Raw genomic sequence first — 18,037 nt, forward strand, 5'->3', positions numbered from 1 at the left:
CAGAAAGAGATCAGGACGCCGCCCTCGATCCGGGCGGCATCCCTTCGTTGCTATTCGACGCTGACGTCGGTCAGTTTCATGCGGTTGTCCGGCGCGGGAACGAAGCCCTTCACGCGCTTGCTGACACCGTAGATCGCGTTGGTGTTGTAGAGCGGCATTTCCAGCGCCTTGTCGGCGGCGTAGCGGGCGATCTCGCGCAGGATGCGCTCACGCTCGGCGCGATCGGTCAGCGGACGCTGCGATTCCAGCAGCTCGTCCATCTTCGGATCGCTGTCATACGGGTTCCACTTCTCGCCGGTGTGATACATCGCATAGGCGGTGTTGTCGTAATCGAAGGTCCAGCCGCCCCACTTCTGCTGGAACATCGCGCCGGTCTTGCCCTGCGGGATGATGTCGTTCAGCAGCACGTTGGTTTCATAGGGCTTGATGGTGACGGTTATGCCGACCATCTGCAGATAGCTGCCAACGGCCTGCACGACTTCGTTCATGGTCGCGTCGTTGCCGCGAATGTCGATCTGCACCGTCGCGCCCGGCTTCACGCCGGCTTCGGCCAAGAGCTTCTTGGCGCCTTCCGGATCGTAGGGCAGCGGCTTCATCTCCGGGTCGTAGCCGAAGGACAGCTCGCCCTGGAAGCTGGCGATCTCGGAGGCCTGCCCGGCCAGGATCGACTGGACGATCGCAGCACGGTCGACGGCCATGATCAGCGCCTTGCGCACGCGCGGATCGGCGGAGATGCCCGACCTGGTGTTGAAGCGCAGCGCATCGACCGTGGGTCCCGGCACGCTGGCGAGTTCCAGCCTGGGATCACCTTGGATCACCGGGATCATGCCGATCGGAATGGTCGGCGGAATGACGATGTCGACGCGGCCGGCCTGCAGCTCGGCAACCGCCGTCGCGGGCTCGGTGATGAAGCGATATTCGAGTTCCGACAGCTTCGGCGCGCCGCCCCAATAGTCGGGGTTGGCTTCAAGCTTGACGTTCACCTTGGGCGCGTAGGACACGAACTTGAACGGGCCGGTGCCGACCGGATTGGTGTTGAAGTTCTCCTCGCCCTTTTCCTGGATATATTTCGGCGGCACGATCATCGCGCCATAGCCGGCAAGCTTGGTCAGCAGCACCGGGTCCGGCGCCTTCAGCTTCATGTCCACCGTGTAGTCGTCAATGACCTCGACGGAATCGATTGCCGCATAGTTGGAACGCTGCGGCCCCTTGGCCCCTTCGTCGCCCAGCAGCCGGTCGAAGGTGAACTTCACGGCTTCCGCGTTGAAAGGCTCGCCGTCATGGAATTTTACGCCCTGGCGCAGCTTGAAGCGGATGCGCTTGCCCTCATCCAGCTCTTCCCAGGATTCGGCAAGGCCCGGAACGAGCTTGAGGTCCGGGCCACGATAGGTCAGCCCATCGAAGATGTTCGTGGCAACGGCTGCCCATTGCACCAGAAAAGTGTCGATCGGATCCCAGCTGCCCGGATCCTGCGGCGACGAAACGGTGAGCTTGCCCGCCGCCATCGCCGGCTGGGCCGCGAAGACGGCGGCACCCGACATGGCGATTGCCAGAAAGGCTGCGCGTACACCCCGATGTATCTTCTTCATTGCATCCGTTTCCTCTTCAGATGAAAGTTCAGTCTTCATGCGGCGGTGGCGACGAAATGGCCGGGGCCGATTTCCTCATGCGGCACGATGGCCGGCTCATTGCCGACCGCACGGACGGGGCTCGGAATCTCGCCTTCCATCAGCGCGGTCTTGCGCGCCCGGCCCGGATCGGCCACCGGCACGGCCGAAAGCAGCCGGCGCGTATAATCATGCGAGGGCGTCTCGAACACCTGGCGCCTGCTGCCCAGTTCCATGATCTGACCAAGATAGAGCACGGCGACGCGGTGGCTCATCTTTTCCACCACCGCCATGTCGTGGCTGATGAACAGATAGGCCAGACCCCGCTCGGCCTGCAGGTCCATGAACAGGTTTATGATCTGCGCCTGGATCGACACGTCAAGCGCTGAAAGCGCCTCATCGGCGATGATCAGTCTGGGGTCGGAGGCAAGTGCGCGGGCGATACAGACGCGCTGGCGCTGGCCGCCGGAGAATTCGTGCGGATAACGGTCGGCATGCGCCGACGTAAGGCCGACGCGCTCGAGAAGCTCGTCGACGCGCTTGCGCACCGCCGCGCTGCCCGGGATCAGACCGTGCGTGTTGATCGGCTCGGCGATGGAAAAGCCTACCGTTTTGCGCGGGTCGAGCGAGGCGAACGGGTCCTGGAAGATATATTGCACGTCCTGACGCAGGCGTTGCCGCTCGACAGAACTCATGTCGGCATAACGCTTGCCGGAGAAGGTGATCTGGCCCGCCGTGGCGGCCTGAAGCTGCTGGATGGTGCGGCCGATGGTGGATTTGCCCGAGCCGGATTCACCCACCAGCGCCAGTGTCTCGCCAGGATGGATGTCGAAGCTGACATTTTCCACCGCGTGCACGCGGTGGGTGACGCGGCCGAACATGTTCTTGCGCGCGTTGAAGCGCACGACCAGATCGCGCACCGAAAGCAGCGGCGAAGCGTCATATTTGGGAGTGTCCTGCACGCGCTCCTCGCCCACCAGCCTGGGCTCGTCGTCTTCCAGCACGGTCAGCGGCATGCGCTTGGGGAAATCCTGCCCGGTCATGCTGCCGAGCTGCGGCACGGCGGCCAGCAGCGTGCGCGTATAGGGATGCTTCGGACTGGCGAATATTTCGGCCACCGGTCCCTGCTCGACTTTCTTGCCCTTCCACATCACCACCACGTCGTCGGCCATCTCGGCCACCACGCCCATGTCGTGTGTGATGAAGATCATGGCCATGCCAAGCTGCTTTTGCAGGTCGCGCATGATGTTGAGGATCTGCGCCTGGATGGTGACGTCGAGCGCGGTCGTCGGCTCGTCTGCGATCAGCAGCTTGGGCCGACAGGCCAGCGCCATGGCGATCATGACACGCTGGCGCATGCCGCCTGAAAGCTGGTGTGGATAGCGGTTCAGCAATTGCCCTGCGTCGGGCAGGCGCACCATTTCCAGCAGACGCCTGGCCTCCGCCATCGCCGCCGGCCTGGCGAGCTTTTCGTGCAGGGTCAGCGCCTCGCAAATCTGGTCGCCGATGGTGAAGACGGGATTGAGCGAGGTCATCGGCTCCTGGAAAATCATGGCGATCTCCTTGCCGCGGATGGCCCGCATCTGCTTCTGCGACCTGTCGAGAAGGTTTTCGCCACCGAACAGAATACGCCCGGCGGGAAAGCGCGCGCCCATCATGTCGGCAAGGCGCATGATCGACAGCGAGGTGACGGATTTTCCGGAACCGGATTCACCGACTATCGCCAGAGTGCGGCCCGGCGCAACGGAAAAGTCGAGATTTTCCACGACACGGGCGGCGCCGAATTCAACGGACAGGCCTTCCACGGAAAGCAGCGGGGTTGACGTAACCTCGTTCAAGCGGCGCTCCATGACCCGTTAAAGCGTGGTTGCGGCACGCGCCGCCTGATTGAAGGCTCCCGAAACAAAGCGCAGCACCGAAGCGATTTCCGACAGCGTCTCTTCCGAAGGCCGCGCATTGGCAGTGGATTCGACCAGCAGGCGTTCACGAATCTGGGCATAGCGCGTACAGGCCTCGGCACCCTTGTCGGTAATGCGAATGGTCTTTTCCTTGGCCGCCTTGCCGGTGGTCAGCAAGCCCGCCGCCTCAAGCTTGCGGATGGCATAGCTGGCGATATGCGTGTCCTCGATGTCAAGGATGAGACAGACATCGGCGAGCTTTTTTTCACGGCCGCGATGGCGGATCGAATGCAGGATCAGCACTTCGATGGGAGAAAGCCCCGGCAGGCCTGCTGCTGCCATGCAGCGCACCATCCAGCGCGAGAAGGAATGCGAGGCCAGGATCAGCCCGTACTCGACCTCCGACAGGCCGGGCGAGCTGCCTTCGGCCAGATGGGCGGAGGAAACGATAGGCCCGATCGAGGGAACCGGGCGCAGGTGCCTGGGCAGGACCGTCTCGGCCTGCGCCTCCTTTTTGCCTGCGGTGCTCGTAAGATCGTCCGTTTCCGATGCCATCCGGTGAACCTGTTTCTGTCATCTTGACGAATTATTGTCACCATTTTATCGATATTTTGTCAATGACGACACTCATTTTTTGAAACCTGCCCTCCTATGCGGCAGGAAAAGCGGGGTAGCCCTACATGAACGCTCAGCTCGGCTCCTGGGATTTCTGGATCGATCGCGGCGGCACCTTCACCGACATCGTCGGCAAGGACCCGCAAGGCAGGTTGCATGCCCGCAAAGTGCTGTCGGAGAACCCGGAAGCCTATCGCGACGCCGCCGTCCATGGCATCCGCACCCTTCTGGGGCTCGGCCGCGACGACGCCATTCCGGCCGGCGTCATCGGCGAAATCCGCATGGGCACCACCGTCGCCACCAACGCGCTGCTGGAGCGCAAGGGCGAACGGCTGGCACTGCTTGCCACGCGCGGTTTCCGCGATGCGCTACGCATCGGCTACCAGGAGCGCAAGGATATTTTCGCCCGCGAAATCCACAAACCCGAGGCGCTTTACGATTCGGTCGTGGAGATCGACGAGCGCGTCCTGAACGACGGCACCGTCGAGCGCGTGCTGGACGAGGCGGCCGCCACGCAGGCGCTGCAGGCACTGCGCGCGGAAGGCTATGACGCAATCGCCATCGTCTTCATGCATGCCTATCGCTATCCCGAGCACGAGCAGGCGGCGGCGCGCATCGCCCGCTCGCTGGGCTTCTCGCAAGTCTCTGTCAGCCATGAGGTTTCGCCGCTGGTCAAGTTCGTCGGGCGCGGCGACACCACGGTCGTGGACGCCTACCTGTCGCCGGTCCTGCGCCGCTACGTCGCGCAGGTTTCCGATGAACTCGACATCGACCGCACCGGCGCGCGCCTGATGTTCATGATGTCGTCGGGCGGCCTGACGGCGGCCGACATGTTCCAGGGCAAGGACGCCATCCTCTCCGGCCCGGCCGGCGGCGTGGTGGGGCTCGCCCGCACCGGCGAGGCGGCGGGCTTCCCCAAGGTGATCGGCTTCGACATGGGCGGCACCTCCACGGACGTCGCCCATTTCGACGGCGAATATGAACGCGCCTTCGAGACGCAGGTGGCCGGGGTGCGCGTGCGCGCCCCGATGATGCTGATCCACACGGTCGCGGCCGGCGGCGGCTCGATCCTGCATGCCGATGGCGGACGCTTCCGCGTCGGTCCGGATTCGGCCGGCGCCAACCCCGGCCCGGCCTGCTACCGTCATGGCGGACCGCTCACCGTCACCGACGCCAATGTGATGCTGGGCAAGCTGATGCCGGAATATTTCCCGGCGATCTTCGGGCCGGAGCAGAACGAGCGGCTGGATGCCGAGACCGTGCGCCGCCTGTTCACCGGGGTGGCCGACGAACTGGGCGACGGGCGCGCGCCGGAAGAGGTCGCCGACGGCTTCATCCGCATCGCCATCGCCAATATGGTCGAGGCCATCAAGAAGATTTCCGTCCAGCGCGGCTATGACGTGACGCGCTATGCGCTGAACTGCTTCGGTGGCGCCGGCGGCCAGCATGCTTGCCTGGTGGCCGATGCACTGGGCATGAAGAACATCCTCCTGCATCCCATGTCGGGCCTGCTGTCGGCTTATGGCATGGGCCTGGCCGACATCCGCGCCACCCGCCAGAAGGCGCTCGACGCCGCGCTGGAGCAGGATGTAGTTGCCCCGCTCCACACGCTGGGCGCGGAATTGAAGCGCGAATGCCTTGCCGATCTCGCGGCCCAGGGCATCGCCGAGGCCAAGACGCACACCTATCTGCGTGCGCATATCCGCTACGCCGGCACCGACACCATCATCCCCGTCGAAGCTGGTTTCGATGCCGGCGAGACGGCCGCCCGCCTGCGCGGCGAGTTCGAGATGCTGCACAAGCGTCGCTTTGGTTTCGTGGACGAAACGAAGGCGCTGGTGATCGATGCCGTAGAGGTCGAGACTGTCGGCGGCGGCGGGGACGACCCCGAAACGACCCTTGCCGCAAGTACCTCCGAAGAGGTTACGGCCACGCGGCGCACGCGCTTCTTCTCGCAAGGGAAGTTCCACGACGCGGCTGTAATCCTGCGCGACGAGCTTGCCCCCGGCCATCTCGTGTCCGGTCCGGCCATTATCATCGAGCAGAACCAGACCGTCGTCATCGAGGATGGCTGGCAGGCCGAACTGACGGCGCTGGACCACATCGTGCTGAAGCGCGTGAAAGCGCTGGCTACCGAGGCCGCCATCGGCACGGACGCCGATCCGATCATGCTGGAGATCTTCAATAATCTCTTCATGTCGATCGCCGAACAGATGGGCGTCACGCTGCAGAACACCGCCTATTCGGTCAACATCAAGGAGCGGCTGGATTTCTCCTGCGCCGTCTTCGACGCAGCCGGCAATCTGGTGGCCAATGCGCCGCACATGCCCGTGCATCTCGGTTCGATGGATGCCTCCGTGGCCACCGCGATCCGCGAAAACAAGGTGATCCGCCCCGGCGACGTGTTCCTCATCAACGCACCCTACAATGGCGGCACCCACCTGCCGGACCTCACCGTCTGCACGCCTGTGTTCGACAAGGCGGGCAGCACGATACGCTTCTGGGTGGCCAGCCGCGGCCACCATGCCGACATCGGCGGCATTGCGCCCGGCTCCATGTCGCCATTGGCCACCAATATCGAGGAAGAAGGCATCTATATCGACAATTTCAAGCTCGTCGATGCCGGCCGCTTCCGCGAGGCCGAGCTTTCGGCCCTGCTCACCGGCGGGCGTTACCCGGTGCGCAACCTGATCCAGAACGTCAACGACCTGAAGGCGCAGATCGCGGCCAATGAAAAGGGCGTGGCCGAGCTCGACAAGATGATCGCGCAGTTCGGCGAGGAGGTGGTCGAGGCCTATATGGGCCACGTGCAGGACAATGCCGCAGAAAGCGTGCGCCGCGTGCTCGACCAGCTTCCGGATGGCGAATTCGCCTATGAGATGGACCAGGGGTCGTGGATCAGGGTGAAGATAACGATCGACCGGCAAACGCGCGAGGCCACCGTCGATTTCACCGGCACCTCCGATCAGCGACCCGACAACTTCAACGCGCCGCAGCCGGTAACGCGGGCGGCCGTGCTCTACGTCTTCCGCCTGCTGGTCGATGGCGACATTCCGATGAATGCCGGCTGCCTGCGGCCGATCCGCCTCGTGGTGCCGGAAGGCTCGATGCTGGCGCCGCACTATCCGGCGGCGGTCGTGGCCGGCAATGTCGAGGTGAGCCAGGCGGTGACCAACTGCCTGCTGGGCGCCACCGGGGCGATGGCCGCCGCGCAGGGCACCATGAACAATCTCACCTTCGGCAACGACGAATACCAGTATTACGAGACGATCTGTTCCGGCGCACCTGCCGGACCCGGCTTCTCTGGCGCGAATGCGGTTCATACCCACATGACCAATTCACGCCTGACCGACCCGGAAATACTGGAATCGCGCTTCCCCGTGGTGCTGGAAGATTTCCACATCCGCCCGGATTCCGGCGGTCGCGGAAAATGGTCGGCCGGAAACGGCACGCAGCGCACCATCCGCGCGCGTGAAAAGCTCGAATTCGCGATCCTGAGCGGCCATCGCCGCGTCGCGCCCTTCGGGCTGGAGGGTGGCGAACCGGGCCAGCTCGGCAAGAACCTCGTGCGCCGCGTCGACGGCTCGGTCGAGACGCTGGGCGGCTGCGCCCAGACCGTTCTCGAAGCCGGCGAAGCCTTCACCATCGTCACCCCGACCGGCGGCGGCTACGGCAAGGCCTGATCCCAATTCCTGCACGAAAGCGGTTCGGGGAACCGCTTTCGTGCAGAAGCGAAAACCGGAGCGCGATGACGGCTTGCAAAACCGCCCCCGCGCTCCCTCTTTTGTCGAGCGGGATCTTCTCTGCCGACGCAGACCACATGCTCCTCCAGTCGCGGACTGACAAATCCTCTTCCGGATGCTAAAAGCATCGGTCCAAGGGGCTTGGTCGTCGTTTGAATCGCCGCACAACGAGGAGGTGTCATGGCGAACGAACAACGAAGAAGCCTTCGTCAGCGCCTCTTCGCCATTCTGATTGCCGGTATCGGCAGCGCGGCGGCAAGCGTGATTTCCTACGCGGCGGCCATCTATCATGCGGCCAACCCCGCACCGTTGCGCACGGCGGCAACCGGCGAAATGATCGACACCGGCCAATGGCACATCACCATCGCCGGCGCCCGGATAAGCAATGAACCGCCGACCGGCATCAAGCCGACCGAGCCGCAAACTTTCCTGCTGGTGGATTTCGAGGCCGACAACCGCTCTGCGGCGTCCACCTTCATTCCCTCGGCGCTTTTCAGTTTCGACCCGGCGATCCCCGAACTTCCCGAACCGACGATCTATCTCGTCAGGGATCGCTGGATCGCTGGCCCGGTCAATCCCAGGATGCCGGAAAAACTCACCGCCGCATGGCAACTGCCACAAGACTATGCCCCGCCGCCCGAGCTGCGTCTACTGGTCGGCAGCCAGATCTACAAGGAGCGCGACAATCTTTACGGCGCTTCCAACTGGTTCGACCGCGAGCCGGTGGCGGCGGTCGACCTCGATCTGCCCGACGCAGGCGCGGAGGCCAGGCGATGAGCGGCGGGCTGAAAAATGCCGTCGCTCTGTGCCTTGCCATAGCCGCCCTTTACGGCATGCGGCTTTCGACGCCGCTCTACAGCGAAATCGTCTCGCCGGTGGCGGTACCGGGTGTGCAGGGCAAACCCGCCAAGACAGCCAGATTCGTGATGGGTATCGTCAAGGTCTATCTGGCGCAGGAACTCACCGCGCCGGGGCTCGGTGGCACGCGCACCTATACGACCTCCGGCAGATGGCTGGTTATCGAGGCGGCCGCGAAAGCCAGCAGCGAAAGCATCGCGCTGACCTCCGCACAATGGCGCGGGCCGGACGGCATACGCTACGCGATGACCCGGCGCCTTTCCACCACGCCCGGCCTGCTCGGCTCCGAGCGGCTGGAACCGGGTATTCCACGCCCTATCCTGCTGGTCTTCGAACTGCCTGAAAACCAGATCGAGGGCGGCACATTGCTGGTTGCCGAAAGCGTCCTCGCACCGCTTTCAGAACAGCTCCAGATCACCATGACGCCCATCGAGGCAGCCAATATCCATCCGTCGATCACCATCGAACGCGGCGGGCACATCCTGCCCTGGAAGCTGGGGTTCCGGTGATGGCGACTGAATATCCCAACACGCGCAAACACTACTGGATCTGCCTGGTCCTGCTGCTGGTGCTCATACCCGCAGCCATTCTCATGCACTCGCGCGGGGCATTTATCGAATGGATCGCGCAAGCAAGTCAGGAACCCATCACCGTCGAGCGCGGCAAGAGCCAGCCATATGCCGGCGGCAACTGGCGCCTTGTCGACCTCAGCCCGCTTCCCGGCAGGCTACCGGACACGAACGTGCTGTTGGCCGAACTGGAAATCGCCATCGACGATCCCGTGCGCATCAAGCAGGCCTTGCCGTGTTCCATCTGGCTGATCGACAAGGACGGCCGCCGCTGGGAGCCCGCTTTCCTGTCCGAGCCTGTCGTGCGGCAGATGCGCCCGGATGCGGTGGGAAAGCCACATTGCTTCAATCTTCCCGAGATCGCCCGCGCCGGAACGGTGCAGATGTTCGAAACATTCCTCATTCCGCACGATGCGGAAGGGCTTGCACTTTCCGTGTCTATGACTGGGGAACAGCCGTTGCGCCTGCTTCTGGAGTAGCGCGGAAGCTACGTCCGGACACGGCATATTCGAGAACCGCCGCCAGCAGCGCGATGCGGATGGCGTTGAACACGATCCCGCCGTCCAGTTCGACCGGACTCCCCACGAGGACCGACAGCACATCTCCGATCCGCTGCCATGTTTCGAGATCGTATGGCCCGAGATTGTGCAGCGTGCCGTACCAGATCCAGGCGCTGAGCCAGGTCGTCGCGCGATAGAGCACGATGAAGGAAAGCAGGGTCGCAAGTCCTGCCCCGGCGACCAGCCTGAGGCAGGTCCAGACCGGACGGTAACGCGTGCGATAGCCGCCGAGAAAATGCGCGGCGAAGTCGTGCAGCCATTTGCGCCACGTGGTCGCGCGCGACGGCACAGGCGGTGCGGTCGCAGGTTTCGCAGACAGATCGTAGCCATAGATGATCGCTGCCATGACCAGCCAGACCATCGGCAACAGGGCGTAGAAGAACAGATTCTGCGCCTGTTCAGCCAAACCGGGCTGCCGGAACTCGACCGGCACGAAGCCCCCGGCCGCGTAAGCCTTCATCGACAACCACACCGCGCCTGCTTCCATATTCTCCAGCAGCGAGCCCGCCCCGATCCAGCCTATGAAATCGTTCTTCCATTTGTCGAGCGCATAGAGGCCGATGAAAATCCAGCTTGCGTCCACCGCCACGATCACCAGCCGCAGCCACGGCGACTGAAAGCGCAGGTTGGCGCGCCTGGCCAGCCAGCGCACGAACCAGCAGAACAGGATCGCGGCAATCAGGCTGCGGGAACGGACGAGATCGAAGATCTGCAGTTTTTCGCCAAAGGCGACGCGGTCGAGCGCCAATCTCGAATATTCCCGGACGGTGTCACCGAGAAATCCCCATGCCGCATAATATGCAAAGAAGGGGAGGATGGCCGCCGCCGTCACCATCAGCATGCGATCGGCACCGCGATTCCGTGGCGACGGCGCGCCCTGCGGTCCGGCATCCTGCCGAAGCGCGGCAAGCGCCGGCAATCCCGGACGCAGCACGGCAAACATCGTCACCACGGTGAGAAGCTTGACAAGCACCACGAGCGACAGCACGACCATGCCGCCGAGCGGGAATTTCAGGCCGGTGGCAACGGCCGCGTCGAGCAGGAGATCGCGCGCGATATAGCCGACCGCCCCGACAAGAAGAAGCTGCGGCCAGAAACGGGCCAGAAGGCTGACAGTCAATGACAGCAGGCCGCCAATGTCCCTGAGCATCGCCATGCGGCAAAACTAGATGCTTGAACGGCAACTCTCAATAGAAATCTTGCCGGCCGCTCGCGTCAGACCGGAACGGCCAGACCGACCTTAACGCGATCCATGGCAACGAAGGTGCGGAAGCGTTTGACATTGGGGTTGTCGAAGAAAAGCCGGTGGGTAAGGGCCTCATACTCGGCCATGGAGGAAACGATCACGATCAGGATGAAATCCGCCTCGCCCGTCACGTAGTAGCATTGCTGTACTTCTGGCGCGTCGACGAATTCACGCTTCGCCTTCCTGATCTGCTCCAGGGTTTCGCTGATGACCTCGACCTCCACGAAGATCGTGATCGACTGGCCCACCGCGCCGGGATCGACGACGGCCACATTGGCTTCGATCACCCCTTCCTCGGTCATGCGTTTGATGCGCCGCTGGACTGCGGGGGCAGACAGGTTGACCGCCTCGCCGATTGTCCGCTGCGGCGTGGTGTTGTCGCGCTGCAGCACGGAGAGGATCTTTCGGTCGAATTCATCCAGACTGGCCGGCTTGCCCAACTTGCTCAACGCCCTCTCCATATGAAACAAACTTGCAATTAATCTGGCAAATATCAGCATATTTTTCGGGATGAGTGCAATAATATTGCGCTGAACAAACTGAGGAGGTGCCGATGTTCATGCTCAACCCCAATCCCGATTATCGCAAGGCGCTCGATCCGGCGGACGCCGAAACGCTGAGCGTAGCCGAAGCACGCGAAGTCGAGCGCTTCCTCGGCTTTCGCCAGGGGCACAAGCCCACGCCGCTGGTTTCCCTGCCCGCTCTTGCCAGGGAACTGCGCGTCGGCGCAATCCGGATCAAGGATGAAGGCCATCGTCTCGGGCTTCGCAGCTTCAAGGCGCTCGGCGGCTCCTATGCGGTGATCCGTCTTGTGCTCGAAGAGGCTGGCAAGCAGCTCGGTCGCAAGGTCGACATCTCGGAAGTCCAGTCGCCGGAAGTAAAGGCGGTGGCGGAAAAGATCACCGTTTCCTGCGCGACGGACGGAAACCACGGCCGCTCGGTGGCGCAAGGCGCGCAACTGGTCGGCGCAAACTGCGCCATCTTCGTGCACTCCGGCGTCAGCGATGAGCGGATCGCCGCGATCGCCAGTTTCGGTGCGAAGATGATCCGGGTCGAAGGCAATTACGACGATTCCGTTGCCGAAGCGACACGAACCGCTGAAGCCAATGGCTGGACGACCGTTTCCGACACCTCCTGGCCGGGCTACGAGCGGGTTCCCAGCCTGGTGATGCAGGGCTACACGGCGCTGATGAGCGAGGCGCTGCGCGAGATGCCCGAGCCGCCGACCCACGCATTCGTGCAGGCAGGCGTTGGCGGCATAGCCGCCGCCGTTGCCGGCCATTTCTCCGTCTTGTACGGAGACAAGCGTCCGTTCCTGACGGTTGTCGATCCGGCCCGCGCCGCATGCCTGTTCGAAAGCGCCAAGGCCGGCCGGGCCGTGAAGGTGGAGCATGGCGAAGCGACCGTGATGGCCATGCTGGAATGCTACGAGCCTTCGCTGGTGGCGTGGCGCATCCTGTCGCGCGCCGCCGACGCTTTCATGACGGTCGATGAAGAGGATGCGATCTCGGTCATGAACCGCCTGGCCCGGCCCACCGGCGGCGATCCTGCCGTCGTTGCCGGTGAAAGCGGCGGCGTCGGTCTCGCGGCCCTGATAAAGGTGGCCAAGGACGAAAACTTGCGCGCGGCGGCGGGCCTGACCGAGACCTCGAGGATATTCCTCATCAACACCGAAGGTGCGACCGATCCGGCCCTCTACGAGAAGCTGGTCGGCATATCGCCCGACCAGCTGGCCGCCTGAGACGATAAAGCCTGATCTTTTCCGAAAGCCGTTTTTCAGTTTTCGCTGACGCGGTCCTTCGGTTCGGGATCATGCCCGGAATACGGGACGAATGCCCGCATCCGGAACACAAGTGGAGCGTGGTGACGTTGAAACCGTCATCACGCTCCATCTGTTTCCTCAAACCCGATCTTGAAACCCGGCCACCTCGCCGGTGCACTGATTGGGTCATCACGTTGTCGCCGTCCGCGCCGGACGACACGCCGCTCGCTCCCTGAAAGGGCTTGATCGCACTATTATTGCAAATAATAATCTCATCTTTGTTTTCGCAAGATTTAGCCTATGCGTCTTTCGCTGCGCACCTTGAACTATGTCGTCACCACGGCAGACACCGGCAGCGTCACCGAAGCGGCGCGGCGGCTGCATGTCTCACAGCCTTCGATTTCGGCGGCAATAGCCCATATGGAAGAGGAAATCGGCGCGCAGATCTTCATACGCCATCATGCCCGCGGCGTGACGCTGACGGTGGCCGGTCGCCGGGTCGTCAACGATGCCCGGCTCCTGCTCAACCATGCCCGCGATTTCGGGCGCAGCATAAGCTCGCTGAGCGACGGCCTGTCGGGCGAGATCACGGTGGGAAGCTTCGTCACCCTCGCCACGCGTTTCATGCCCGGCTTGCTTGCCGAGTTCGCCCAACGCGTTCCCGGCATCTCGATCAACCTGGAGGAAGGAAACCAGCAGGAAATTCTGGATGGGCTTGTTTCAGGGCGCATGGAGATGGCACTGTCTTACGCCTACGCGCTTTCCGACGAGGTCGTCGGCGAGGTGCTGGTGGAGCTGCCGCCCTATGTGCTGGTTTCGGCAGACCATCCGCTGGCGGGGCGCAGTTCGGTCAGGCTGAAGGAACTCGCAGCCGATCCGTTCATCCTGCTCGACCTGCCGCACTCGCGCGAATATTTCTTCAGCCTGTTTCTGGCCTGCAAGATCGAGCCGCGCATCGTCTACCGCAGCCGCTCCTATGAGCTGATCCGCGGGCTCGTCGGCCACGGCCACGGCTATACGATCCACAACGCCGTGCCGGGCACCACCGTCGGCTATGACGGATCACGCATCGCCGTGCTGCCGATCGAGGACAAGCTGCCGCCGGTCCATGTCATGAGCCTCAGCCTGCGCCGCCAGACCATGCGTCCGGCCGCGAGGATGTTTTCAGATTATCTGCGGGAAGCCTTCGCCCCCGGCGGCTTGTTCGGAACTCCGCCGGCACGCCCATGAGCCGGAAGGGTCGGCACCGCTCGCGGTTGAGCCGGGAGCGGGTCGCCTTGCCGATCAGCGTCCGGTTACGGCTGCCGTCATCTTGCGAAACTTCGACCGGATCACAGCCATCATGATCTTGATCATGTTGAGTTCGTTTGGCGGCGCGGGCCTGCGCGGCGTGGGGTGGGCAGCGGCTGCGACGGCAGCTTCGCCGGCCGAACCGATTGTGGCCACATCAGCTTCGGCGGCGGGCGCGGTCACGTTCAGCTGGTCCTCCAGATTGCGGGCGAACTCGCGGCAGATTTGCTCGGCCACCGCCTCGACGATGCCGCCCCGCGCAAACTGCGCCAGCGAGCCCGACAGCGTATAGTCCACCGCCACTTCGACATCGGTAGCAGTTCCACCCCTGGTCTCGACCAGCGTGTAAACCACATTACCCTTGGCACGCGAGGCATGGCTCTTGTCGATACCCGTGCCGATGATCTTGCCCGTATAGGAGCTTTCATCGGCCTCGATGTCGATCTCGCCGCCGAAATCCGCCTTCACCGGTCCGAGCTTGACCGTCATGCGCCCCTTCGCCCTGGTCGGCGAGGACTGCTCGGTCAGCGAGGCGCCAGGAATGCACTGGACCACATTGGGCAAGTCCTGGAACCGCTCCCACACCAGGGCGCGGGGATGGTTCACTGAAAAATTCTGTTTCAATTCCGGCATTGGATTTTCCTTCCGCGTACAGGCTCAGCCCTTGTTCAGGGCGCTTGCGTTGCACCAGTCGTAGATCGACAGCGCCATGACCTTGATGGCGGCGATGTAATCGTCGATCGACACATACTCGTCGTTGGCGTGCATGACGGCGGTGGAGCCGGGCCCGAAGATCACCGTTGGCGTTTCCCCGTAGCTGTTGAGGAAGCGGGTGTCGGCAGCGCCCTGACGGCCGCTGATGACCGGCTGCTTGCCCGTGATTTCGGTGTAGTTGCGCGACACCGTCTGCACGATGGCGTGCTCGCGGGGAATTTCGGAAGCCTCGGCGTCATAGCCCACGAAACGCACTACCGGCGGATGGTCCTTCATCCAGGGATCCCTGGCCGCCGCCTCGGCGATCTTCTTCACCAGGCTCTGCTTGACGCCCTCATGATCCTCGCCCGGCACCGTGCCGATCGAGCCCTTCAGCAGAGCCGTTGCGGGGAAGGCGCTCGGATAGTTGCCCGCCTGGAACGACCCGATGATGCACGGCAACGAGTCGATGGCGCTGGGGTAAAGCGGATGCGTCACGGTCGCCACGCGCTCGTCCTCCAGCTCCTGCACCGCTTCCACGATCTTCTGGCCAAGCGCGATGCCGCTTACGCCCAGATAGCGCTGCTGGATGCCGGCGGGCTTGCCCTGGATCTCGATCTCGAACCAGATACGGCCGATGCAGGCCGGCTGCACATGCAGGTCGCTGGTCTCGCCGGAAATGCCCGCATCGGCCGTGTAGCCGCGGATCACCGTGTCCAACGTGCCGTGACCACTCACCTCCTCGTCGATGACGATGTTGATGAGCACGTCGCCCTTGAGCTCGATGCCGAGCTCCTTCAGGTACTGCACGGCAAGAATGTGGCTCGCCACGCCGCTCTTCATGTCGCAGGAACCGCGGCCATAGATGCGCCCGTCCTTGATCGAGGCCGACCATGGGTTGTCGCTCCAGCCCTCACCATTGCCGACCGGGATCACGTCCGTATGGCCGTTGAGCAGCAGCGAGCGGCCGCCGCCCGTGCCCTTCGCCGTGGCGACGATATTGGGGCGGCCTTCATAGCCGCGATCGACCGGGCGATAGCCGGGATGCTTCTTCAGTTCCTCCCAATCCGTCTCCCACATGTCGACATCGAGGCCGATGCCCTTCAGATAGTCGCCCAGGAAGGCCTGGATCGCGGCCTCGTCGCCGGTCACGCTGGGGATCGAGACCATCTTTTGCAGGAATTCGACGGCGCTGTCACGCGAGGCGTCGATCTTGTCCAATAGGCGTTGGCGCGTTGCATCGGTCATAGTCAGTTCTCCGGTAAGGCTCGGATATGCGGCTGGCGTTGGTCAGCCGTCAGTTCATCTGGTTTGGAAGCCACAGCACGATGTCGGGCATGGCGATCATGATCCCCATCAGCAGCATGTTGATGAGAATGAAGGGAATGGCTGCGCGATAGATGTCGCCCATGGTCGTGTTGCGGGGCGCGATGCCCTTCATGACGAACAGCGACAGGCCGAAGGGAGGCGTGATGGTGGCCATCTCCAGATTGACCATCATGATGATGCCGAACCAGATCGGGTCCCAACCCATCTGGTGCACGATCGGCAGGAAGATCGGGATGGTCACCAGCACGATGGAGGTCTGCTCGATGAACATGCCGAGGAACATCACGATCAGCTGCATGAGGATGAGAAGCACAAGCGGATGCACCGGCAGATCGCCCGCCAGGCTGGTGATCGCGCCCGTCACTCCCGAAAACGACAGAAGCTGGCTGAATGCAGCGGACCCCGTCAGGATGATCAGGATCATCACGGAAAGCTGCATTGCCTGGGTAACGCCCTTGATCAGCACCTGCCAGTTGAGGCGACGGTAGAGGGCGGCAAGAACGAAGGTCAGGAAGGTGCCGATGGCTGCAGCTTCGGTGGGCGTCGCGGTGCCGAAGAAAATCAGCCCGATGATCATGACCACCACGCACATCGGCGGCACCAGATAAAGCGCGGCATCGCGCAGACGCTGGTCGAACGGTACGCGCACCGTTTCATAGGAGGGCGCATCCTGTGGCCGCAGCGTTGCGCGGATAACGATGTAGCCGATGCACAGGATCGCAAGCAGGATGCCCGGCACGATGATCCCGATCAGGATCTTTGCGACCGAGAAGCCCCCGAGGCTGGCCAGAACGATGGCCAGCGTGCTTGGCGGGATGAGGATGGCAAGGCCGCCACTGGCAAGAATGGGCCCCAGCGACATCGATTTGGCATAGCCGCGCCGCTCCATTTCCGGCGTCAGCGTGGATCCCAGCATCGCGACGGAACCCATGGCCATTCCGGTCAGCGTGCCCAGCAGCGCCCCGGCACCGATGGCCAGCACCGACAGGCGGCCGCCGACGAAACCCAGCCACTGGTCGAGCACTTCGATCATGCGCTGGGCAATGCCCGAATAGAACATGATCGAACCCATCAGGATGAACATCGGCACCGGCACGAGCACGAAGGTGGAGATCGAGCTGTCGATGCTGAGGATGAGCTGGTTGAAGCCGGACACACCGCCCCACAGGTAGTACACGCCTGCCAGGTTCACGAGCAGGAACGCGATCGCGACCGGCAGACCGACGGCCATCAACGCCCCGAGACCGACAAAGAAAAGAAGAAGAAACTGCCACCATTCCATCGGATTCAGGCCTCCAGTCGGGGGGTATCGGAAATAGCGAACTCGCCCCGGTAGAAGCGAAGCGTACGACGCAGGAACTCCAGCCCGAGCAGAAAGCAACCCAGCGGAATGACCCAGAGATTGACGGCGCGAGGGATTTCAAGCTCGGCCGCGACCACGATGCCCCGGCTCAGGGACAGCAGAACGGCCTTTGTCGCGAACCAGGTGAGCAGGAAACACACGGCGGCGCCGATGAGCGAGCTTGCGACCATCACGACGCGTTGAGCACCTGCCGGCAGATTGCTCGTGATGATGTCCACGCTGACGTGTCCGTCACGGCGCAGCACCCAGGCCGCACCGAGGAAGGTGAGATAGACCATCATCGTGCCGCTGACCTGGTCGATGCCCAGCAGACCGTGGTTGAAGAAGGTTCGCAGCGCCACCTTGATCACGGTCGCGAGCATCATCACCAGAAGGACAATGCTGGCGAGCAGCGCACCCAGGTCGACAATACGGTCCAGAATTCGTCCGAACAGTTTCATGTTGTCCGTCAAATGTACGAGGAGATTTTGAGGCCGGCGGGGGCGATGCCCGCCGGCATGACAG

General features: G+C 63.1%; 15 protein-coding genes. 6 read left to right on the forward strand and 9 right to left on the reverse strand.

From position 1 onward, the window contains the following. Nucleotides 1-50: 50 nt before the first annotated feature. Genes C7441_RS08830 through C7441_RS08840 form a run of 3 tightly spaced genes read right to left on the reverse strand, consistent with a single transcriptional unit; the run spans nt 51 to nt 4,060 of the window. The gene (locus tag C7441_RS08830) at nt 51-1,589 is read right to left on the reverse strand and encodes an ABC transporter substrate-binding protein (RefSeq protein ID WP_109612700.1); all 1,539 of its coding nucleotides are present in this window, start codon (nt 1,587-1,589) and stop codon (nt 51-53) included. 35 nt (nt 1,590-1,624) lie between these two features. Next, nucleotides 1,625-3,445, reverse strand: coding sequence for an ABC transporter ATP-binding protein (locus C7441_RS08835; protein ID WP_483407030.1), 1,821 nt, complete (start codon nt 3,443-3,445; stop codon nt 1,625-1,627). Nucleotides 3,446-3,463: 18 nt separating this feature from the next. Next, nucleotides 3,464-4,060, reverse strand: coding sequence for a winged helix DNA-binding protein (locus tag C7441_RS08840; RefSeq protein ID WP_170125058.1), 597 nt, complete (start codon nt 4,058-4,060; stop codon nt 3,464-3,466). A gap of 125 nt (nt 4,061-4,185) precedes the next feature. On the opposite strand from C7441_RS08840, the gene C7441_RS08845 reads away from it, so the two are divergent. From C7441_RS08845 to C7441_RS08860, 4 genes are all read left to right on the forward strand, one after another. Beyond that, entirely contained in the window at nt 4,186-7,803 is a 3,618-nt protein-coding gene (locus C7441_RS08845; RefSeq protein ID WP_109612554.1) for a hydantoinase B/oxoprolinase family protein, read from the forward strand. Nucleotides 7,804-8,043: 240 nt separating this feature from the next. Next, nucleotides 8,044-8,640 carry a hypothetical protein gene (locus C7441_RS08850; protein WP_109612555.1) on the forward strand — a complete coding sequence of 199 codons (597 nt, stop codon included), beginning with the start codon at nt 8,044-8,046 and terminating at the stop codon, nt 8,638-8,640. Further along, nucleotides 8,637-9,230, forward strand: coding sequence for a hypothetical protein (locus C7441_RS08855; protein ID WP_109612556.1), 594 nt, complete (start codon nt 8,637-8,639; stop codon nt 9,228-9,230). Before C7441_RS08850 ends, C7441_RS08855 begins: the two co-directional genes overlap by 4 nt. After that, nucleotides 9,230-9,769, forward strand: coding sequence for a hypothetical protein (locus C7441_RS08860; RefSeq protein WP_109612557.1), 540 nt, complete (start codon nt 9,230-9,232; stop codon nt 9,767-9,769). Before C7441_RS08855 ends, C7441_RS08860 begins: the two co-directional genes overlap by 1 nt. On the opposite strand, the gene C7441_RS08865 is transcribed toward C7441_RS08860, so the two are convergent. Further along, entirely contained in the window at nt 9,729-11,006 is a 1,278-nt protein-coding gene (locus tag C7441_RS08865; protein ID WP_170125059.1) for a hypothetical protein, read from the reverse strand. The genes C7441_RS08860 and C7441_RS08865 overlap by 41 nt on opposite strands. 59 nt (nt 11,007-11,065) lie before the next feature. Beyond that, nucleotides 11,066-11,545 (reverse strand): Lrp/AsnC family transcriptional regulator, encoded by a 480-nt coding sequence (locus tag C7441_RS08870; protein WP_109612703.1) that lies wholly within the window; start codon nt 11,543-11,545, stop codon nt 11,066-11,068. A 104-nt stretch (nt 11,546-11,649) separates the two neighbouring features. Between C7441_RS08870 and C7441_RS08875 the strand changes: the two genes are divergently transcribed. After that, the gene (locus C7441_RS08875) at nt 11,650-12,837 is read left to right on the forward strand and encodes a diaminopropionate ammonia-lyase (RefSeq protein ID WP_109612558.1); all 1,188 of its coding nucleotides are present in this window, start codon (nt 11,650-11,652) and stop codon (nt 12,835-12,837) included. 321 nt (nt 12,838-13,158) lie between these two features. Then, entirely contained in the window at nt 13,159-14,088 is a 930-nt protein-coding gene (locus C7441_RS08880; protein WP_109612559.1) for a LysR family transcriptional regulator, read from the forward strand. A 54-nt stretch (nt 14,089-14,142) separates the two neighbouring features. Here the strand turns inward: C7441_RS08880 and C7441_RS08885 are convergent, their stop codons facing one another. Genes C7441_RS08885 through C7441_RS08900 form a run of 4 tightly spaced genes read right to left on the reverse strand, consistent with a single transcriptional unit; the run spans nt 14,143 to nt 17,973 of the window. Then, nucleotides 14,143-14,781 carry an SRPBCC family protein gene (locus C7441_RS08885; protein ID WP_109612560.1) on the reverse strand — a complete coding sequence of 213 codons (639 nt, stop codon included), beginning with the start codon at nt 14,779-14,781 and terminating at the stop codon, nt 14,143-14,145. 24 nt (nt 14,782-14,805) lie between these two features. Continuing rightward, nucleotides 14,806-16,089 carry an ArgE/DapE family deacylase gene (locus C7441_RS08890; RefSeq protein WP_109612561.1) on the reverse strand — a complete coding sequence of 428 codons (1,284 nt, stop codon included), beginning with the start codon at nt 16,087-16,089 and terminating at the stop codon, nt 14,806-14,808. Between the two features lie 49 nt (nt 16,090-16,138). Then, nucleotides 16,139-17,452 carry a TRAP transporter large permease gene (locus C7441_RS08895; protein WP_109612562.1) on the reverse strand — a complete coding sequence of 438 codons (1,314 nt, stop codon included), beginning with the start codon at nt 17,450-17,452 and terminating at the stop codon, nt 16,139-16,141. 5 nt (nt 17,453-17,457) lie between these two features. Next, a complete protein-coding gene (locus C7441_RS08900) occupies nt 17,458-17,973 on the reverse strand; it encodes a TRAP transporter small permease (protein WP_109612563.1) in 516 nt (171 codons plus the stop codon). Nucleotides 17,974-18,037 lie beyond the last annotated feature (64 nt).

Origin of the sequence: Pseudaminobacter salicylatoxidans (assembly GCF_003148475.1) — a bacterium.
In the GTDB taxonomy this organism is placed as follows: domain Bacteria; phylum Pseudomonadota; class Alphaproteobacteria; order Rhizobiales; family Rhizobiaceae; genus Pseudaminobacter; species Pseudaminobacter salicylatoxidans.